General features: G+C 75.2%; 13 protein-coding genes. 10 read left to right on the top strand and 3 right to left on the bottom strand.

The features are described 5' to 3' along the window. Window positions 1-228: 228 nt before the first annotated feature. The 3 genes from ACYVGT_RS27275 to ACYVGT_RS27265 all read left to right on the top strand — a co-directional run bounded on the left by ACYVGT_RS27275 (window position 229) and on the right by ACYVGT_RS27265 (window position 3,537). Window positions 229-1,431 (top strand): cupin domain-containing protein, encoded by a 1,203-nt coding sequence (locus ACYVGT_RS27275; RefSeq protein WP_460863514.1) that lies wholly within the window; start codon window positions 229-231, stop codon window positions 1,429-1,431. Between the two features lie 250 nt (window positions 1,432-1,681). Then, a complete protein-coding gene (locus ACYVGT_RS27270; RefSeq protein WP_460863512.1) occupies window positions 1,682-2,329 on the top strand; it encodes an NAD(P)-dependent oxidoreductase in 648 nt (215 codons plus the stop codon). A gap of 203 nt (window positions 2,330-2,532) precedes the next feature. Then, entirely contained in the window at window positions 2,533-3,537 is a 1,005-nt protein-coding gene (locus tag ACYVGT_RS27265) for a hypothetical protein (RefSeq protein WP_460863510.1), read from the top strand. 171 nt (window positions 3,538-3,708) lie between these two features. Here ACYVGT_RS27265 and ACYVGT_RS27260 read toward each other — a convergent pair whose 3' ends face one another. Continuing rightward, window positions 3,709-5,208, bottom strand: a complete 1,500-nt coding sequence (locus ACYVGT_RS27260) for an aromatic amino acid lyase (RefSeq protein WP_460863521.1) — start codon at window positions 5,206-5,208, stop codon at window positions 3,709-3,711. A gap of 213 nt (window positions 5,209-5,421) precedes the next feature. Between ACYVGT_RS27260 and ACYVGT_RS27255 the strand changes: the two genes are divergently transcribed. The 7 genes from ACYVGT_RS27255 to ACYVGT_RS27225 all read left to right on the top strand — a co-directional run bounded on the left by ACYVGT_RS27255 (window position 5,422) and on the right by ACYVGT_RS27225 (window position 11,730). Then, window positions 5,422-6,147, top strand: coding sequence for an IclR family transcriptional regulator (locus ACYVGT_RS27255; protein WP_460863508.1), 726 nt, complete (start codon window positions 5,422-5,424; stop codon window positions 6,145-6,147). Between the two features lie 47 nt (window positions 6,148-6,194). Beyond that, window positions 6,195-7,307 carry an ABC transporter ATP-binding protein gene (locus ACYVGT_RS27250; RefSeq protein WP_460863506.1) on the top strand — a complete coding sequence of 371 codons (1,113 nt, stop codon included), beginning with the start codon at window positions 6,195-6,197 and terminating at the stop codon, window positions 7,305-7,307. A 177-nt stretch (window positions 7,308-7,484) separates the two neighbouring features. Further along, a complete protein-coding gene (locus ACYVGT_RS27245; protein WP_460863503.1) occupies window positions 7,485-8,138 on the top strand; it encodes an ABC transporter permease in 654 nt (217 codons plus the stop codon). Further along, window positions 8,135-8,908: an ABC transporter permease gene (locus tag ACYVGT_RS27240; RefSeq protein ID WP_460863499.1), complete on the top strand. Its 774-nt coding sequence runs from the start codon at window positions 8,135-8,137 to the stop codon at window positions 8,906-8,908. The genes ACYVGT_RS27245 and ACYVGT_RS27240 overlap by 4 nt, the downstream gene beginning before the upstream one ends. Before the next feature lie 41 nt (window positions 8,909-8,949). Beyond that, window positions 8,950-9,882 (top strand): ABC transporter substrate-binding protein, encoded by a 933-nt coding sequence (locus ACYVGT_RS27235; protein ID WP_460863495.1) that lies wholly within the window; start codon window positions 8,950-8,952, stop codon window positions 9,880-9,882. A gap of 124 nt (window positions 9,883-10,006) precedes the next feature. Next, on the top strand, window positions 10,007-10,921 hold the full coding sequence (locus ACYVGT_RS27230; protein ID WP_460863493.1) for an ornithine cyclodeaminase family protein: 915 nt from the start codon (window positions 10,007-10,009) through the stop codon (window positions 10,919-10,921). Between the two features lie 152 nt (window positions 10,922-11,073). Next, window positions 11,074-11,730, top strand: a complete 657-nt coding sequence (locus ACYVGT_RS27225; RefSeq protein WP_460863517.1) for a hypothetical protein — start codon at window positions 11,074-11,076, stop codon at window positions 11,728-11,730. A gap of 666 nt (window positions 11,731-12,396) precedes the next feature. Here the strand turns inward: ACYVGT_RS27225 and ACYVGT_RS27220 are convergent. Further along, on the bottom strand, window positions 12,397-13,191 hold the full coding sequence (locus ACYVGT_RS27220; protein ID WP_460863492.1) for an alpha/beta fold hydrolase: 795 nt from the start codon (window positions 13,189-13,191) through the stop codon (window positions 12,397-12,399). Between the two features lie 93 nt (window positions 13,192-13,284). Then, window positions 13,285-14,169 carry an alpha/beta fold hydrolase gene (locus ACYVGT_RS27215; RefSeq protein ID WP_460863490.1) on the bottom strand — a complete coding sequence of 295 codons (885 nt, stop codon included), beginning with the start codon at window positions 14,167-14,169 and terminating at the stop codon, window positions 13,285-13,287. Between the last annotated feature and the right edge of the window lie 153 nt (window positions 14,170-14,322).

Genomic DNA, 14,322 nt, shown 5'->3' with positions numbered 1-14,322 from the left:
GGGCCGTGCGCACCGCGGCCGGCCTCGGCGCCGCGGGCGCTGTGCCGGAACCGGCCGGGCCCGGCGGCGCGGCGGCCGCGCCGCGAAGCGCCGAGCAGGTAGAACCTCCGCCGACGGCATCCGCACCCGAGCCGCCCTGACCCGGGCGCGCCGCCGGAGGGGCCGTCCCTCCCGCCGCACCGGCGCGGCGCGGGGCACCGGTCGGACGCAGGCGGAAGGAGTCGGCGCATGGCCTACTACCGGAGCGTGGGCGAAGTGCCGCGAACCCGGCACACCCAGCACCGGAACACCAGCGGGCAGCTCTACTACGAGGAGCTGATGGGGGAGGAGGGCTTCTTCTCGGACTCCTCGCTGCTGTACCACCGCGCGATCCCCTCCGCGATCGCCGACGCCCGCACCTGGGCCGTGCCCGACCAGCGGCGCACGCCCAACGCGCCGCTCCTGCCGCGCCACCTGAAGCTGCACGGCCTGTTCGGCGAGGAGTGGCGGGAGACCGACGCGGTCGAGGGGCGCCGCCTCGTCCTCGGCAACGACGACGTGCGCATCTCCTATGCGGCCGCGGGCGCACCCTCGCCGCTCTACCGCAACGCGGTCGGCGACGAGTGCGTCTACGTCGAATCCGGCCAGGGCCGGGTCGAGACGGTCTTCGGCGCGCTGGCGGTCGGCGGCGGCGACTACGTGGTCCTGCCGCGGGCCACCACGCACCGCTGGGTCCCCGCCGGCGACGAACCGCTCCGGCTCTATGCGATCGAGGCCACCGGCCACATCGCGCCGCCCAAGCGCTACCTGTCGCGCTACGGCCAGCTGCTGGAGCACGCGCCCTACTGCGAGCGGGACCTGCGCGGCCCGGACGGCCCGCTGCTGGCCGAGGGCACCGGCGTCGACGTCCTCATCAAGCACCGCGGTGCGGGGCCCGGCGGGATCACCGGTACCCGCTACACCTACCCGGAGCACCCGTTCGACGTGGTCGGCTGGGACGGCTGCCTCTACCCGTACGCGCTCAACGTCGCGAACTTCCAGCCGATCACCGGCCGCGTGCACCAGCCGCCGCCCGTGCACCAGGTCTTCGAGGGCAACAACTTCGTGATCTGCAATTTCGTGCCGCGCAAGGTGGACTACCACCCGCTCGCGATCCCGGTGCCCTACTACCACTCCAACGTCGACTCCGACGAGGTCATGTTCTACTGCGGCGGCGACTACTCGGCCCGCCGCGGTTCCGGCATCGGCCAGGGCTCGGTCTCTCTGCACCCCGGCGGCCATGCCCACGGCCCGCAGCCCGGCGCCTACGAGCGCAGCATCGGCGTCCAGGAGGTCGACGAGCTGGCCGTCATGGTCGACACCTTCCGCCCGCTGGAGCTCGGCGAGGCCGGGACCGCCGCCGACGACGGCGCCTACGCCTGGTCCTGGTCCGGGCGCGGTCCTCAGCACTGACCGGTTCGCGTGCCGGGCGGCCGGGCCGCGGGGCGGCGCCATCCGGTGCGCGGGAGGCGCTGCCGCAGGGTCGCCGCAGGGCCGCCGGTACGGCATATCGCCGCAGGTCCGCGCAGCGTTACCGGCGTGGCGCCGCGGCGGCCCGCACCCTCCGCGCGACGATGGCCACGAGGCAGTCGGCGCGCCGGTGCGCCCGTCCGGAACGGGAGCGGCGCGCTCCGGTACGGCCGCGCACAGGGGGGCGGACACGGTGGAGATCGCGGTTTTCGGGGCCAGTGGGACCATCGGATCCCGGATCGTGGACGAGGCACTGCGGCGCGGCCACCGCGTCACCGCCCTCGCGCGCGACCCGTCCGGAATCGACGGCGACCGCTCGGGCGTCACGGCGGTCTCCGGCGACGTCCTCGACCCCGGCTCGGTCGCCGCTGCGGCCACCGGCAAGGACGTCGTGGTGAGCGCGGTCGGCGGCGGCGACGGGCCCGGCCACCACGTGCTCATCGAACCGTCCGCGCGCACCATCGTGCGCACCCTGCGCGCCCTCGACACGGCCGTGCCGCGCTTCGTCATGGTCGGCGGCGCCGGCAGCCTGCGCACGCCCGACGGCGGCCGCGTCTGGGACGCGCCCGGCCTGCCCGACGGGGTCCTCGCGATCATGCACTCGCACGGCGACGCCCTCGAATTCCTGCGCACGGTCGACGACATCGCCTGGACCAGCATCAGCCCCGCGTCCCAGATCGAACCGGGCGAACGCACCGGGCGCTACCGGACCGCCCTGGACGACCTCGTCGTCGACACCTCCGGCACCAGTCGGATCAGCGCCGAGGACTACGCCGTCGCCCTCCTCGACGAGGTGGAGTCCCCCGCCCACACCGGCGAGCGCTTCACCGTCGGCGACTAGGGCGTAGTGGCTGGATGACTTGGCTGGACGGCTGTCCTGCTGCGCGTCCGCAAGGGCGCCGGGCACCCCCGCGGGGTTCCCGCCGGGGCCGGAGGCAGAGCTGCCGCGGGCGGCCGGTTGGTACCGTTGCGCTCTGGCCGGCGCCGGCGCCGCGGCAGTGCGGTGCAGGCCTGCCCTGTGCGGTGCGACCGAGAGGGGCCCGGGTGGCTGTCCTCCCCGTCCGAGGTGTCTGCTACGACGCCGGCGTCCGCTACGCCAGGGACTTCCATTCCCGGCCGAACTGGCGCCTGGACGACGTGCGCCGGGACATGGCTGCCATCCGGGACGACCTGTCCGCCAACGCCGTCTCCATCATGGCCACCGACCCGCGGCGGCTGACCGAGGCCGCCGGCATCGCGGCCGGGATGGGCCTGTTCGCCTGGATGCAGCCCCGGCTCATCGAGGCGCGGCCCGGTGCGATCGCGTCCGCGCTGCGCGATCTGGCGCCGGACGCGGAGCGCCTGAGGTCCTGGCACGGGCGCATCGGGGTCAACGTGGGCTGCGAACTGACCCTCACCAGCCGGGGCATCGTGCCGGGGCGTTCGTTCGACCACCGGGGCGAGCGGCTCCCGCGGCTGATCACCACCCGGAAATCGCGGTTCGACCGGGCACTCGACCGCCTCCTGCGCCGGCTCGCCGCCGCTGTCCGGGACTCTTTCGGCGGTCCGATCACCTACGGCGCGGGCGACTGGGAGTCGGTCGACTGGTCCCGCTTCGACTATGTCGGCCTGGACACCTACCGCGACGAGCTCAACGCGCCGGTCTACACCGAACAGGTCCGGCGGCACGTCGCGGCCGGGAAACCCGTGCTGGTCACCGAATTCGGCTGCTGCGCCTACCCGGGCGCGGCCGCGCGCGGCGCGTCGGGCCACGACGTCCTCGACCACCGCGCCGACCCGCCGAGCATCAGCGCCGGGGTGACCCGCGACGAGCAGGTCCAGGCCGACTACCTCACCGAGTCGATCGACGCGCTCGCCTCCGCCGGCGTCGAGGGGACCTTCGTGTTCGCCTTCAGCGAGCCCATGCTGGTGCACACCGGCGACCCCGCCACCGACGCGGACCTGGCCAGCTCCGGCATCGCCAAGGTCACCCGGCCGGCCGGGCCCGGCCCGGATGAGGCTGAGGAATGGACTCCCAAGACCGCCTTCCACGCCGTCGCGCAGCGGTAGCGGGGGCTTGCGGCCGACGGCGGCGCCGCGGCGGAGACGGGGCCGGAGCGCTGACCGCGCGGGGAGCGCCGGACGAACCCGGGGGCAGTCCCGCGGCCTCCCCCCGCCGCCTGCGGACGTCCCCGCGCGCGGCGTTTCCGGGGCGGGGGCGCGCCCGGGGCAGGGAAGCGCTCAGCGGCCCCGTGTCCCGGCACGCTCCGGTGCCGCCGTCCGGGACGGGGCGGGAAGGATGTCGGCGATCACGGGGAGCGCCTCCTCGGCGGCGGCGAGATCGTCCTGCAGGTCGCGGTCGGCGCGGTCGCCGGGGCGCCCGCCGAAGGAGCGGTAGAGCCGGCACGCGCGGTCGAGCGGCTCCGGAACCGCGGTTCCGCTCTGGGCGAGTGCGCGGAGGGCGGTGGCGAGCTCTGCGGCGAGCAGCGGCCGCAGGGCGGCGACCGAGGCCTCCAGCTGCCGCGCGCCCAGCGGTGCGTAGCTGGCGTCGTCCTCGGTGCCGCGGGACAGCACCGCCGTCTCCAGCGATGCCGGGGCGGCGGCGGCGCGCAGCGCCCCGGCGGCGGACGCGGCCGTGTATTCGAGGATCATGGTGCCCGACGCCCCGGGCGGGCCCTCCGCAAGGAACGGAGCGAGCCCGGTGACCGCCGGGTCGGACAGGGCCCGGAGGCGGCCGAGGACCCCGGGGGCGGTCTGCGCGGCAGCCAGGCGCACGGCGTCGAGCCGCAGGGTGAGGGCGGCCATGTGGAAGCCTCCGTGGTGGACGGCGCGCGGGTGGGCGGACCCGCTGCCGACGAGTAGCGGATTCTCCTGCGCCGTGGCGGTGAGTGCCGCGGCCGCGGCGGCGAGCTCGTCCAGTGCGTCGACCGCCACCCCCTGCACCTGCGGTGCACTGCGGAACGCGAACGGGTCCTGCAGCCGGGCTGGAACGCCGCCCGCCCCGGCGAGCAGCGCCCGCAGCCAGCCGCCGACGCGCGCCGAACCGCCGAACGGCGAGGTCGACGCGGCGTCGGCGGAGAAGGCGGCGGTGCTCGCGCGGGCGGCCAGCGCCGACAGCGCCGTCACCACGGCGCCGGCCCGCAGGAGGGGTTCCAGGTCGGCCGCAGCCAGCGCCGTCCGCGCCAGTGTCAGCGCGCTGCTGCTGATCAGCGGGAGCGCGTCGGCCCCGTCCACATCGCCCGGCGGAGTCCACGGGGCCGACGCGGGGCGCTCGCCGAGCAGGGTCAGCCCGGTGCCCGCCAGCGCGGCAAGGTCGCCCGTGCCCACCGTTCCGTGGTCGCGGACCGCGGGGAGCGCGCCGGCTTCCAGCATGCGCACCAGCGCCCGCGCAGTGGCGGGGGAGACGCCTGAACCGCCCACGGCGATCTGGTTGAGGCGCACCAGCAGCATGGCGCGCACGGCAGGGGAGGGGAGCGTGTCGCCGGCCGCGGCGGCATGGCTGCGGAGGATCCGGCGGCCGTGCCCGCCCGCATCCGGCGACGGTGCGACCTGCACGTCGCGGTTGGCGCCGACCCCGGTGCTGCGCCCGTAGACGGGCCCCGCCGCCGCGGCGGCGGCGATGCCCCGGTGGGCGGCCGCGATGCGGCGGAGCGCGCCCCCGGTGAGCCCTGCGGGCTCCGCAGAGCGCGCGGCCGCCGCGATCCGTGCGCAGTCCAGCGGCGTCCCGTCCAGGCTCAGCATGGCCACCCCCGATCTCATCCGCCCGGCGCGCCGGGTCTGCTGCCCGAAGGGGAACACCCCTTCCGCCCTGGACCGGAGTATGTCATTCTGCCGCTTGTTGGCAATAGCGTTCCATCCAATGAAAATCCGAGCCCTGCCGGTGCTCCGGCGCGCGAGCAGGCGGGGCGCTGCAGTAGCGCCGCCGCGGGGCGGACGTCATCGAAGGGAGGGGCCGTGGCAGAGCAGTCCACGCGCACGGTCGAACGGGCGCTGGAGCTCCTCGCGGTGGTCGCCGAAAGCGGCGACGTGTCACTGACCGCATGCGCCCGGGCCGCCGGGCTGGCCCCCAGCACGGCGCTGCGCCTGCTGCGCACCCTGGAGTCCACCGGCTTCGTGGGCCGCGACGACAGCGGCGCCTTCCACCCGGGGCACCGCCTGATCGGTCTGGGCGCACGGGCGCTCAGCCACGACTCGCTGACCGCCTTCGCCCGCCCCTCCCTCGGAGCCCTGGCGGGGGAGACCGGCGAGTCCACCTACCTCTGCGTGAGCACCGCAGACGGCGGCGTCCTCTACATCGACCAGGCGGAGGGCAACCGCACCATCCGGCACGTCAGCTGGATCGGGCACCGGTTCCCCCAGGACGGGTCGGCGGTGGGCCGGGTCCTCCGCGACGCCGTCCCCGGCGAGGGCTACCTCGCTGCCGCCGCGGCGGTCGAGCCCGACGTCATGGCCGTCGCCGCTCCGGTGCGCGCCGCCACCGGGACCGTCGCCGCGCTCAGCGTCGTCGGCCCCGCCTACCGTCTCGGCGCCGAGCGCATCGCCGAGATCGGCGAGCTGCTCGCCGCCGAGGCCGAGCGGGTCTCGGCGATGCTCGGCGGCCCGGAGGGGGCCGGCGGCGAAGCCGGCGGTGCTCCCGCCCCGCCCGGCCCTTCCGCCCCGCCCGGTCCATCCGCAGACTGACCCTCGCGGCCTCGGGCTGCACCCGCCGCGGGCCCCCAAGGAGACCGATGATCCGTTTCGACCAGGCGACCAAGACCTACCCGGACGGCACCGTTGCCGTCGACCGGCTCGACCTGACCGCCCCCACCGGGCGCACCACCGTGCTCGTCGGCCCCTCCGGGTGCGGCAAGACGACGTCGCTGCGCATGGTGAACCGGTTGATCGAGCCGACCAGCGGCACGGTGCACCTCGACGGGCGGGACACCGCCGGCCTCGACCCGGCGGAGCTGCGCCGCGGCATCGGCTACGTGATCCAGAACGCCGGGCTCTTCCCGCACCGGACCGTCGCCGACAACATCGGCGCAGTCCCCCGCCTGCTCGGCTGGACCCGGCGCCGCACCCGGGCCCGTGCGGCCGAACTCCTCGAACTGGTCGGCCTGCCGGCCGCCTACGGTGCGCGCTACCCGGCCCAGCTCTCCGGCGGGCAGCAGCAGCGGGTCGGGGTGGCGCGCGCCCTCGCCGCCGACCCGCCGGTCCTGCTCATGGACGAGCCGTTCAGCGCGGTGGACCCGGTGGTGCGGGCCCGCCTCCAGCAGGATCTCCTGGCCCTGCAGCAGGAGATCGCCAAGACCATCGTCTTCGTCACCCACGACATCGCCGAGGCGGTCACCCTGGGCGACTACGTGGCCGTGCTGCGGGTGGGCGGTGAGCTCGCCCAGGTCGCACCGCCCGGGGAGCTGCTCTCCCGGCCGGCCGACGGCTTCGTCGCGGACTTCGTCGGCCGCGACCGCGGGTACCGGTCCCTCGACTTCACCGCCCCGGCCGGCATCGACCTCGGCGCCGAGCAGCCCGTCCCGCTGGGCGCCGCACCGGACGAGGCCCGCGCTGCCGCCCGCGACGGGTGGGTCCTCGTCGTCTCGGCCGACCGGGAGCCGCTGGGATGGCTCGACACCGGCGACATCTCCGGACCGGTGGAGCGCGGCCCGCTCCAGCTCGGCGGCACCGTCGCCCGCGGGGACGGCGGACTGCGCGGCCTGCTCGACGCCGCCCTGTCCGCCCCCTCCGGCCGCGGCGCCGTCGTCGACGGCAACGGCGCCCTGCTGGGAACCGTGACGCCCGAATCGGTCGTGCGCGCCATCTCGGCCGCGCGCGCCGCAGCACCGCAGGAACCGGCCCCCTGACGCGGAGCCTGCCCCGGCCCCCGACCGACGACCCGAAGGCGGTTCCCCGATGACCCCCCGCGCCCTCCCGCCGCCCCGCCGGATACGGCGTCCCGCCCGCAGCCCGGCCGGGCCGCCGGCGGCCGCCCCCCGCCCGCAGCGGTTCCCCGCTGCGCGCGACCTGCAGGGCGGTTGCCGGTGATCGCGCTGCGCTGGCTGTCCGACAACGCCGGGATCATGCTCGAGTACTTCCTGGCGCACGCCCTCCTCTCCGTGGTCCCCCTGCTCATCGGGCTGGCCGCGGCGCTGCCCCTCGGCTGGGCCGCCTACCGGTTCCGCCCGCTCTACCGGCCGCTGGTGGGCGGCTCCAGCCTGCTGTACACGCTGCCCTCGCTGGCGCTGTTCATCCTGCTCCCGCAGGTGCTCGGCACGCAGATCCTGGACCCGCTCAACATCGTGTGCGCCCTGGCCCTGTACACCGTCGCCCTGCTCGTGCGGGTGGTGGCGGACGGGCTCGCGGCGGTCCCCGAGGAATCGGTCCGGGCAGCCGACGCGCTCGGCTACCGGCCGCTCCAGCGGTGGCTGCTGGTCGAGCTGCCGATCGCCGTGCCGGTCATCGCCGCCGGACTGCGGGTGGCGTCGGTGTCCAACGTCAGCCTGGTCTCGCTCGGCGCCCTGCTCGGCATCCCGCAGCTCGGTTCGCTGTTCACGCTGGGCTTCCAGCTCGGCTACCTGGTGCCGGTCGCGGCCGGGATCGTGCTCTGCCTCGTGCTGGCCGCACTGCTGGACGGCGCCATCCAGTTCGCCGCCCGCGCCCTAACCCCCTGGACGAGAGCGGTGACCACGGCATGAACCTCTTCGCCTGGTTCGCAGACCCCGTCCACTGGAGCGGGCCCGACGGCATCCCCCGGCAGATGCTCGTCCATCTGGCCTACTGCGGGGCCGCCGCAGCGGCGGCCCTCGCCATCGCGCTGCCCATCGGCCTCTACATCGGCCACACCGGCAGGGGCGCCGCCCTCGTCGCCGGGCTCGCCAACACGCTGCGCGCACTGCCCACCCTGGGGCTGCTCATCGCCGCCGTCGTGCTGCTCTCGCCGCACTTCGGCGCCGGTCTCGCCTTCACCGTCCCCTGCCTGATCGTGCTCGTCGTCCTCGCCATCCCGCCGATCATGACCAACGCCTACGCCGGCGTCTCCAGCGTCTCCCCGGAGGTGCGCACCGCCGCCCGCGGCATCGGCATGCGCCCCTGGCAGGTGCTCCTCACGGTGGAGCTGCCCTGCGCCCTGCCACTGGTGATCTCGGGCGTGCGCAGCGCCGCGCTGCAACTCGTGTCCACGGCCACCGTGGCCGCCTACGTCTCCCTCGACGGGCTCGGCCGGTTCATCATCGACGGCCAGGCCCAGCTCGACTACACCCAGATGCTCGCCGGGGCGGTCCTGGTCGCCGTCCTCGCCATCGCCGTCGAGCTGGCGCTCCTGCTGTTCGAGCGCGCGGTGGTGTCGCCGGGCCTCACCGGGCGCGTGCGCACCGCGGCCCGCCGGCCGGCCGGCACCGGCGGTGCAGCCGGGGAAGGCGGCGCCGGCCCCGCGCCGCTGCCCGCCGCCGCGGAGCCGGCCCCATGACCGCGCGCCGCCGCTCCCATCCGCCCTCGAACGGAGGCTCCATGCGCATCGCCCGGACAGCGGAGCCGCGCACCCGACCGACCCGACTGGCCGCCGCGCTGAGCACGATCCTCCTCGCCGCCGGATGCGGGATCGGCTCGGACCCGCTCTCCGGCGGCGGCGAGGACTCCGGCGGCGCCCTCGTGGTCGGTTCGGCGAACTTCCTGGACAGCCAGCTCATCGCCGCCATCTACGCCGAGGCGCTGCGCGCCGAGGGGATTGAAGTCGAGGAGCGGTTCAACATCGCCAGCCGCGAGGCGTACGTTCCCGGCCTCAGCGACGGCTCGATTGACGTGATCCCCGAGTACAGCGGCGCGCTGCTGCAGTACGCCGACCCGGAGACCGAGGCCACGCAGGACGACGAGGTGCTGGCGGAGCTCCCGGCGCAGCTCCCCGACGGGCTGGAGGTGCTGGACGCCTCGGAGGCGGAGTCCAAGGACGTCCTCGTGGTCACCGCCGACACCGCGGGCACCCACGACCTGGAGACCGTCTCCGACCTCGTACCGCACGCCGGCGACATGGTGCTGGGCGGTCCGCCGGAATGGAAGACCCGCTACAACGGGCTGGTCGGGCTGGAGGACGTCTACGGCCTGGAGTTCGCCGAGTTCACCGCGCTGGACGCGGGCGGCCCGCTCACCCTCAACGCCGTCACCAACGGCCAGGTCGACGTCGGGGACCTGTTCACCACCGATCCGGCGATCGAGGACCGCGGCCTGGTCATGCTCGAAGACGACCGGGACCTCTTCCTCGCCGAGAACATCCTGCCGCTCGTCCGGTCCGACTCGGTGGGCGGGCAGGAGCGCCGCGCCCTGGACGCGGTCTCCGCCGAGCTCACCACGGAGCAGATCCGCGACATGCTCCGCAGGATCACCGCCGACCGGGAGAACCCCGCGCTGGTAGCGCGCGATTGGCTGGACCGGCAGGGGCTCGCCTGATGCGTGTGCGTGCTCGGGCCGGCCGGTGCGGTCCAGGGGCACCGAACAGCGGGGGGGAGGCCCCGCTAGGGTGGCCGGTCCCCGCGCCGGCCGACCGGCCGGCACCCCTGAGGAGGCTGACCCAGTGACCACCACCGTTGTCGACGACGCGCTGCTGCGAACGACCGTGCCGATGGCCGACGCCGTCGCCGCCGTCCGGACAGCCTTCGCCGACCTGGCCGCCGGCGCGTTCGAGGTGCCGGTGCGCACGGTGCTCGGCGGCCGGTTCCTGTCGATGCCCGTCCACCACGTGCCCAGCGGCACCGCGGCGGTCAAGACGCTCAGCCTCAACTTCGACCGGGTGCCCGCCATCGACGGCACCGTCGCCTGGAGCGACTCCGCCCGCCTCGGCGGGCTCGTCGCCGACGCCGGCCCGGTCACCGCGCTGCGCACCGGTGCCGCCAGCGGTGTGGCCACCGACCTGCTCGCCCCGGCCGGGGCGAGCCGCCTGGCGCTGATCGGCGCCGGCGCCCAGGCCGCCGACCAGGTGCGCGCCGTGCACGCCGTCCGCCCGCTGGAGTCGGTCACCATCGCGGCCCGCACTCCGGCCCGCCCCGCAGCGCTCGCCGAACAGCTCCGTGCCGAGCTGCCCGGCACGGCAGTGGCGACGGCGCCCGATCCGGCGTCGGCGGTGGCCGGCGCCGACATCGTCTGCTGCGCCACCAACAGCACCGAGCCGCTGTTCAGCGCCGCCGACCTGTCGGCCGCGGTGCACGTCAACGCCATCGGGTCGTTCCGCCCGCACATGCGCGAACTCCCCGAGGAGCTGCTGGCCGAGGCGACCGTGGTCGTGGACGAGACCGAAGCCGTACTCGAAGAGGCCGGCGAAGTCATCGGGGCCCTGGAATCCGGTGCGCTCAGCCGCGCCGCGCTGCTGGAACTCGGCACCGCCCTCGACGCCGGCCTGCCCGAGACCGCCCCGCGCACCGTCTTCAAAAGTGTCGGCGTCGCCGTCCAGGACTATGCGATCGTCCGCCTTCTCGCCGAGCAGCTGCTGTAGCGGACGACGCTTCCAGGAAAGGCAGGGCTATTGAGCTGCGCAGATCCGCGGAATCGGGGCCGGCGCCCCGAAGAATGGGCCCGCCGCGGATCTCCAACCGGAAAAAAAGTGGCACCGGAGGCGGGACAGGCCCTAGTTTCGTGGCCGTGAACATGAGTCTTGGAGATGCGTTCAACCGCCGAAAGAAGCTGGCCGCGGACCTCGCCAGCTGGACCAACCGGCTCCAGCTGGCCGGAGCGGAGCGGCGCAGCTACCGGACCCCCGCGGTCAGCGGTTCGGACGCCTACGTGCCCGAAGCCGGCAGCGAGAAGGCGACGCGCCGCAATTACACGGTCGCCGAATGCCGGGAGCGTATCGGCGCCATCCTCGCCGAAGACGAGGAGCTGGCGCTGCGCATCTCGCGCACCAACCAGCGCGCCCGCGCCGACGTCGAGGGACTCGACGGGCAGATGCGGCGGCTGTCGGTCCCGGAACTGCTCGTGCTCAAGGACGACATCATCCCCAAGCTCGAGCAGGCCGCCCGGTCGGTTCCGCTGAGCTCGGAGAACGCCGCGCCGTACGAGACCGGCGACGGCTGGATCCGGTACCGCTCGGTCCGCCGGGTCGAGCGCAAGAAGGAGTCCTTCAACGAGCACGGCCTGAAGATCGAAGAGCAGGAGCTCCTCGGCTTCGACGTCGTCGAGACCACCGACTACGGTGTCGACCGGCGCGGCCAGTGGGACGAGATCGACCGCATCGCCGAATTCGCGCAGCGGGTGAAGCAGGCGGTCAACCGCGCGAACAAGACCGAGCTGGTCGAACTCGACTGAACCGGCCGGACAGACATGGCCGCGGGCCGGCCTCCGATTCCCAACGCGGGTAAACGCGGGTAATCGGCAGCGGCCCTCAGGCCCGGGGAATGCGGTCTCCCCGAAAGAAGTGGAGGGTGCGGCACCAAAGTGTCGGTCGTAACGAGTAGCGAGGTAATGGGCAGAGGGTCTATCCGCCTACCACGCACTGAGCAGGTGTGTCTGTTGTCTTTGTGTAGGAACCCGAGCCGGTTAACCATCGGCAGGGAGTAATCGGCACCGAGTCACCGGTCACCTGTAAAGGGTAATTCCACCCAGGGGTCCCACACACCCCGGCGAGCAGTTCTCTCCACCTGCTGGCTGCCCCCGCCTGGCGGCGGGGGCAGTCCCTTTTCCGGCACCGGCACCGGCACTGGCGGCGAGGGCGGGCAGCGGCTGCTCCGGCGCAGGCCCAGGCGAGCCGGGCCGGCCCGCGGCCGCTGAGGATCCGGTCGAAGCAGACGCCGGAGTCCTCCAGGCGGCGGGTCTCCCGGACCACCCGGGCGCGGCCCGTCCGGTGGAGGCGCGCCACTGTGCGCCGTCGCGGGTGCCCGCGATCGAGCCTCCCCAGTCGGGGAGGAAAACCCGCCCTGACTCCCTCGTCGGCCGTGCGACGGGCTCACCAGGACACGGGGAGGGGAGGAGGGATCAGTCCGCCAGTGGGTGTTCCGCGAGGAAGCCGAGTACCGCAGAGCCGGCCTCGTCGCGGGCCTCCTCGAAATAGGCGTGCCGGGCGCCGCCGATCAGGTGCAGCCGGGCGCCGGGGATTCGGTCGGCGAGCAGCCGGGCGTTGCCGACCGGCGCGAAGACGTCCTCGGTGCCGTGCAGGACCAGGGCCGGCGCGGTGATCGACGGCAAGTCGTCCCAGGCGTCGTGGGAGCGGCTGGCCAGCAGGTGGCCGCGGCGCGCGGCCGCCGACATGCGGGGCGCACCGAGCACCCGGTAGGGGCCGGGGTTCGCCGCCGTCCACGCGGGCGTGAACATGAGCTCGATCAGCGCGCGGCGGGCGGCGGCGCGGTCGAGCGATCCCAGCGCGCGGCCCACCGCAGGGTCGGCGGCGAGGGCGTTCGCCCCACCCGGCGACGTGCAGCCCAGCACGAGGGCGCCGACCCGGTCGGGGTAGGCGGCGGCGATCCGCTGGGCGACCTTGCCGCCCATCGAGGTGCCGTACACGTGCGCGCGCTTGGCGCCGCAGTCGTCCAGTACCGCTACCGCGTCGGCAGCGAACCGCTCGATGGAGTACTCGGCGCCGTCCGGCGCGGCGGAGCTACCGGTGCCGCGCTGGTCGAAGGCGATGGTGCGGTAGTGGGCGGCGAAGTCGCCGCGGACGCCGTCCCACCAGGTCCGGTCGTTGGCCTGGCCGCTGATCAGGAGCAGGGGAGCGCCCTCTCCGCGGACGTCGTAGGAGATGCGGGAACCGTCGGAGGCGTCGGTGGATGGCACGGCGGAAGTGTACGCCCGGTGCCCGCCGAACCGGTCATTGCGGGACACAGCTCACTGTGCGACGGCATCGGAGCGCGGCCCTGGCGGCCGAAGTCAGCGCCCCTCGGCGAGGAAGGCGGAGAGGCGCTCGCCGAACGCGGCGCGGTCCGGCCCGAACCAGACGAAGTGGTGGTCGGCGGCCGACTCCAGCCGGTCTGCTTCGGGAAGAGCGGCGGCCAGGGCGTCGGCCTGGGCGAACGGGACCAGGCCGTCCTTGCGGGCGGCCGCCACCAGGGCGGGCTGCTCGACCAGCCGCACCTCCTCCAGCGGCTGCGCGGCCGCCCGCAGGTCGTGCAGGAAGCCCGAGCCCGACCGCATCCGGCAGAACAGCCCGGTGAGGCGGGCCCGGACGGGCGGCGGCATCCGGTCGAGCACCTCGTCGGGAGGTTCGGTCGACAGGCCGGCCAGCAGCGACCGCAGGCCGGCGACCGGGTTGCTGCGCAGGGTGCCGCGGACTCCGGCCCACGTCGCCGCCTCCATCGCCGGCGCGAACGCCAGCCGGGCGGCGCGGCGTACCGGAGGATCCGGCCAGGGCGCCGCGCCCACCGCGCCGACCAGAGCCAGGCGGCGTACGAGCGCGGGGTGCCGGGCGGCCATCGCGATCGCGGTCGGCCCGCCGGTGGAGGCGCCGACGACCGCGGCCGGCCGGGTGCGTCCGAGGCGGCGGCAGAGCTCCGCGGCGGCGTCGGCGAAGGCGGAGGGTGCAGCGCGCGGCGTACGGGTGCGCCCGTACCCGGGGCGGGAGGGGATGAGCACGGTCGCGTCGGCAGCGGCGAGGACCCGCTCCCCGAGCGGGATCCCGGCCCGCAGGTGGGCGCCGTGGAAGACGAGCACGGTCTCCGGGCCGCCGGGCACCATCCGGTACTCCACGGTCCCCGCGCTGAGCTCGACGGTCGCCGTTGGAAGCTCAGGCGCTGCCCTGAGCGGCTCCGGTCGCACGAGGACCTCCCCGTCCACCCCCGGATCCCACCCTAGAGCGCCACTGCGCGGGCCCCGGGGCCCCTGGGGCGCCCGCGGCCTGGCGGGCCCGGAGTGGCGGCGCCGCCTCCGGCCACGCCGGTGCCGCCTGCCCGGGCGCGCCCGCCGCACCGC

This window comes from Nocardiopsis coralliicola (assembly GCF_054779695.1).
Note: the sequence above shows the minus strand (reverse complement) of the source record. Positions and strands in the feature narration are given on the sequence as shown.

What these genes read in the sequence shown, in the direction of transcription:
- ACYVGT_RS27240 (WP_460863499.1), top strand. Translation starts at nt 8,135, where the DNA reads ATGAACCTCTTCGCCTGGTTCGCAGACCCCGTCCACTGGAGCGGGCCC.
- ACYVGT_RS27275 (WP_460863514.1), top strand. Translation starts at nt 229, where the DNA reads ATGGCCTACTACCGGAGCGTGGGCGAAGTGCCGCGAACCCGGCACACC.
- ACYVGT_RS27235 (WP_460863495.1), top strand. Translation starts at nt 8,950, where the DNA reads ATGCGCATCGCCCGGACAGCGGAGCCGCGCACCCGACCGACCCGACTG.
- ACYVGT_RS27260 (WP_460863521.1), bottom strand. Translation starts at nt 5,208, where the DNA reads ATGCTGAGCCTGGACGGGACGCCGCTGGACTGCGCACGGATCGCGGCG.
- ACYVGT_RS27250 (WP_460863506.1), top strand. Translation starts at nt 6,195, where the DNA reads ATGATCCGTTTCGACCAGGCGACCAAGACCTACCCGGACGGCACCGTT.
- ACYVGT_RS27225 (WP_460863517.1), top strand. Translation starts at nt 11,074, where the DNA reads ATGAGTCTTGGAGATGCGTTCAACCGCCGAAAGAAGCTGGCCGCGGAC.